General features: G+C 75.8%; 3 protein-coding genes and 1 pseudogene. All 4 read right to left on the reverse strand.

What is annotated here, in order from left to right; genetic code table 11:
- Positions 1-530: type IV secretory system conjugative DNA transfer family protein (locus C1A33_RS21420; RefSeq protein ID WP_165818516.1), on the reverse strand; the 530-nt coding region annotated here is incomplete at its 3' end.
- A complete protein-coding gene (locus tag C1A33_RS21425; protein ID WP_101833200.1) occupies positions 530-2,020 on the reverse strand; it encodes a type VI secretion protein in 1,491 nt (496 codons plus the stop codon). The genes C1A33_RS21425 and C1A33_RS21420, both read right to left, overlap by 1 nt.
- A complete protein-coding gene (locus C1A33_RS21430) occupies positions 2,017-3,555 on the reverse strand; it encodes an SCO6880 family protein (RefSeq protein ID WP_101833199.1) in 1,539 nt (512 codons plus the stop codon). The genes C1A33_RS21425 and C1A33_RS21430 overlap by 4 nt, the downstream gene beginning before the upstream one ends.
- Positions 3,552-4,146 (reverse strand): annotated as a pseudogene (locus C1A33_RS34300) (hypothetical protein); the annotation flags it as partial. The pseudogene C1A33_RS34300 and the gene C1A33_RS21430, both read right to left, overlap by 4 nt.

Below are 4,146 nucleotides of genomic sequence, written 5' to 3' on the forward strand. Positions count from 1 at the left end.
ACCCAGACCGGGCCGTGGGTGCGGGCGCGGGCGGCGGCGGTCCAGGCGGCGAGGTCGGGGCGGATGGAGGTGGCGACGACGGGGCCGGGCCAGTCGATGACGGCGCCGGCGAGCAGGCCGCGGGTCTTACCGGAACGGGCGGGGCCGACGATGAGGCAACCGTCCTCGACGGTGGCGTGCACGCCGCTGGTGCCGAGGTGGCCGATGCGGATCGCCGCGTCGGCGGCGGTCGCGGCGCTGCCGAGGTCGGGGCGTAGGTGGGCGGCGCGGGCGGTGACGGCCCGGGCGGAGGCGTCGCGACGTACCCGTGTCGAGCCGCCGGCGCGCAGCCGTCGCAGGCCGAGGGCGGCCAGCGTGAACAGGGCTGCCGCGGCGGCGAGCAGGAGCGCGAACAGCACGTAGCCGGCCGGGCCGCCGAGGCGGGTGCAGGTCCGCCACAGCAGGTAGACGGTGCCGGCGGCGATCATCAGCGCCGGGAGCAGCAGGCCGTCGCGGGCCCCTCCCCCGGCGGATGGTCCGGGTCTGGTCATCAGGTGGCCATGCGTTCGTCGGTGTGGTAAAGCTGCGCTTCGGTGTCGGTGAGGACGAGTTGGACGGGGTAGCCGCCGAGTCCGGCGATCTTCCACAGGCCGCGGCCGCGGTCCCCGCCGCCCCACGAGGCCACGAGGCCGCGTTCGGCGTCGGTGAGGCCGACGGCGTCGGCGAGGTCGGCGAGGGGCCGGGTGTCCTGGGCGAGCAGGATGCGCACGTCGCAGGAGGAGACGAGCTCGCGGGCGATGGCGACGGCCTCGGAGCCGGCGGCGCCGACGGCCTCGAAGTCGGCGAGGCGGTGGGTGGCGAGGACCTGGATGGTGCCTTCGGCGCGGGACAGCCGCAGGTCGGAGTCGATCTTGCGGACGAACTCGACGCCGGCGCGGAGCTGGCGCCACACCTCGTCGCGGATAACCATGCGTAGTCGGCCGGGTTCGTCGATGGCGGCCTGGCCCCAGGTGGACAGGCAGGACAGGCCGACGACGACCGCGTCCTCGCCGCGTTGGGACAGCCGGGAGATGTCGACGGACTGCATGGGGGCATCGAAGTCGAGGGCGACGGTGGTGGGGGCGTCGAAGATGCCGGCGAGGTTGCGGACCATCGAGCCGAGCGCGTCGGTGACCCGGCGGAACAGGGTGACGAACTCGGCGCGTGAGGCGCAGCGCACGGCGGTGACGAGCGGGTCGGGGGCGTCGAGGAGCACCTGGTGGACGTCGGGGATGGTGGGGTCGGCCAGGGTCGTCGCGGCGCGGTCCTCACCGGTGGTGAGACGCAGGGCTTCGGCGAGGACTGTCTCGTCCTCGGGTCCGACGGGGGTGCGGGCGGCGACGAGAGTGACGAGCAGCCGCAGCCGTCGGCGGGTGATCTCGGCGAGGCGTTCGGTGAGCAGGGTCGGGTCGGTGGGCAGCCGGGTGCCCAGCGGGCCGGCGTCGAGGGGGTTGAGCCGGCCGGGCAGGCCGGGTCCGAGTTCGCTGACGGTGCCACCGACGGCGCGTACGAGCGGGCCGTACTCGCCCTTGAGGTCGCCGAGGACCAGGGTGGACACACCGAACTGGGACAGCCGCAGCGACAGGGCCTTCAGCGTGGCGGACTTGCCGGCGCCGGGGCTACCGGAGACGAGCAGGTTGGGATTGCGGACCAGGCCGCGGTGCAGCCATTCCACGGGATGACAGGAGAACGCCGCGCCGGTGATGACGTCGTAGCCGATGTAGGCGCCGACCGGCGGCACCCCGGCGCGGGTCAGCATCGGGTAGAGGCCCTGGACGGACGCGGTGGAGCCGCGCCACACCGCGGCCTGTGCGGTGTTCGCGGCCCGGCCGCCGAACGGGCCGCGCCGGCCGCGGCGCGCCACCCACGCGCGTGGCGCCGGCGCGCCGTCGGGTTCGGCGGGCGGGGCGGGCGCCGGGCGGGGTGCGGGCAGCAGCTCGCCGAGGGAACGGGCCGGAAGGGAGGTCAGGTCCCGGGCCCGGGCCCGGGCGGCGCGGCTCATGCCCACGCCCGGGTGCTGGGCAGGCCGAGACCGAGGGGAAGGGTGGTGGCGAAGGCGGCGTCCTGGGCCATCCACAGCCGGCGCAGGACCAGCCGGCAGCCCTGCCCGGCCGCGTCCGCCTCCAGCTCCGCGCAGGCCTCCTCGAGACGTTCGGGGTCGGTGACGGTGACGGTGAGGTAGCCGGCGAACTTCACCAGGCCGTGGCCGAGCGCGTTCTCCGCTTCCTGACGTTGAGCGTCGGCGAGGGCCTGCCGTTCGCTGGTGCGCACAAGTCCGCCGGTGCGTTGACGCATGCTGACCGAGAACGACGAGCGGGTGATGTCGCCGAGGACCGCGCGTTCCGCCTGGGAGGGCGGGAGCGGTTCGTAGACCATCGCGATCGCGCGCCGCGCCGTCGCGGTCGACCGCAGCACCGGTACCAGGCCGCCGGCCGCGACCGGCGAGCGTGGCCACTCGTAGACCTGGTAGGTCACCGAGTAACCGCCGTCGTGATGGTAGGAGCCGAGCTTCGCCTCGGCCGCCGCCGGGCCGGCGAGTTCCGGGTCCACCCCCGGCGCCGTGCCCGCCCAGGCCGGGTCGCCGGCGGCGGCGCGGTGCGCGGCCCGTGGGCCGGCAGCGTGTGGGTCGAAGGCGGTGCGGATCACCTCGGCCAGGTCGCGCACTCCCAGCCAGCGGCGCACCTCGATGCCGGCTGAGCGCATCCGGTCGAGTGCGGCGCCGACCTCCCGGATCAGCACCGCCGCCGCCCCGGTGTCGCCGCCGCCGGCCGCTTTGATCGCCGAACGGGCTCGCTGCTGGGACAGGGAGACCGTCAGGTAGGCCTCGTGGCGGGACTGCCAGACCTGCTGTCCGCCGAGCAGCGCCGTCGCGGTGCTGGCCGCCAGCGGCGGGGCGTCGAGGGTGGTGTGCGCGGCGGTCCACTGCACCAGCTCGGCGCCGTCCTCCGGCAGATACCGCTGGTAAAGGCCCACCCGCGTCACCGGCTTGCCCTCCTCGCACCAGCCGGCGAGCAGCGCCCCCCACGCTCCCACCCGCCGCGCCGCCGACGACGCGTCCGCCAATGCCAGACCGGGGAACTGGATGTGCAGCACCACCGTGTAGGACTGCTCGTACGGATGGTGCACGACCGCGACCGGCGTGCCCGCGCCGAGTTCCTCCTCCAGGAACCGCAGCGGCGCCAGCACCCCGGGCAGATCGGCCCGGGGCAGCCCGGCGGGGTCCCGTGGGTCGGCGGCCGGCTGCCACGCGGCCCCCGCGTACCAGGTCTCCCGGGCTGCCTTCGCCCGCCTGAACCGCACCATGCGCAGCATCCACTCCCCGACCGCGAGTCCCTGCACCCGCATCCACGCGGCGACCAGCATCAGGCCCGCCAGCGGCAGGACCACCGGCACCGCCGACCAGGCCCCGTTGGCGACCACGAACCCGGTCATCATCACGGCGGCGACGACGAGCAGCGCCCGTGGGACGCTCAGCCCCAGCGCCCACGACCCCGCCCGGTCTCGCTTCCACCCGTGATAGGTCTCGACCGAACTCATGGGCGCTTACCCCAGCCCATCCCGCCCGGGTTACGCACCACCACAGGCTGCGCGGGGCGTGGGGTGACCGGTGGTCGGCCGTCCGGTACCTGCGCCGGCACCACGTCCGGCTGCTCCTCAGCCGGTACCGCCTGCGGCTGTTCCTTCCCGGGCAGCACCGGCGGGGCGGCGGGCGGTGGCTTCGCGATCGGCATGCCATCCCCAGGCCGGGGCACCGCCGACGCACCCAGCTCCGCACCGCCGTCACCAACCGGCACCGGCGCCTCCGCCTCGGCGGCCTCCGTCCCACCGCCACCCGGCGGCGCCGACGGCGGCCCACCGGCAGGAACGGGCGCGGGCGCCACCGGCGCCCCCGACGGCGCACCGCCCCCACCACCTCCACCGCCCGCAGCAGAGGTCGGGCGAGCCGACGGGCGGGATGCCGAACGCCCTCCCCCGCCGCCTCGGCCGCGCAGCCAGGGGGTGTCCACGGACTCGCCGATGCCACCCAGGCCCGCGTGCGCCGCCGTACGACCCATCCCGCGCTGGAAACCACCCACCGCGGCCGTCGCCGCCATCGCTGCCATCGGCAGAAACCCCGCCGCGGCACCC

The sequence above is a fragment of the Frankia canadensis genome (assembly GCF_900197875.1).
GTDB lineage: Bacteria > Actinomycetota > Actinomycetes > Frankiales > Frankiaceae > Frankia > Frankia canadensis.

Excerpts from the sequence above, each read along its gene's own strand:
- C1A33_RS21430 (WP_101833199.1), bottom strand. The coding sequence starts at position 3,555 with ATGAGTTCGGTCGAGACCTATCACGGGTGGAAGCGAGACCGGGCGGGG.
- C1A33_RS21425 (WP_101833200.1), bottom strand. The coding sequence starts at position 2,020 with ATGAGCCGCGCCGCCCGGGCCCGGGCCCGGGACCTGACCTCCCTTCCG.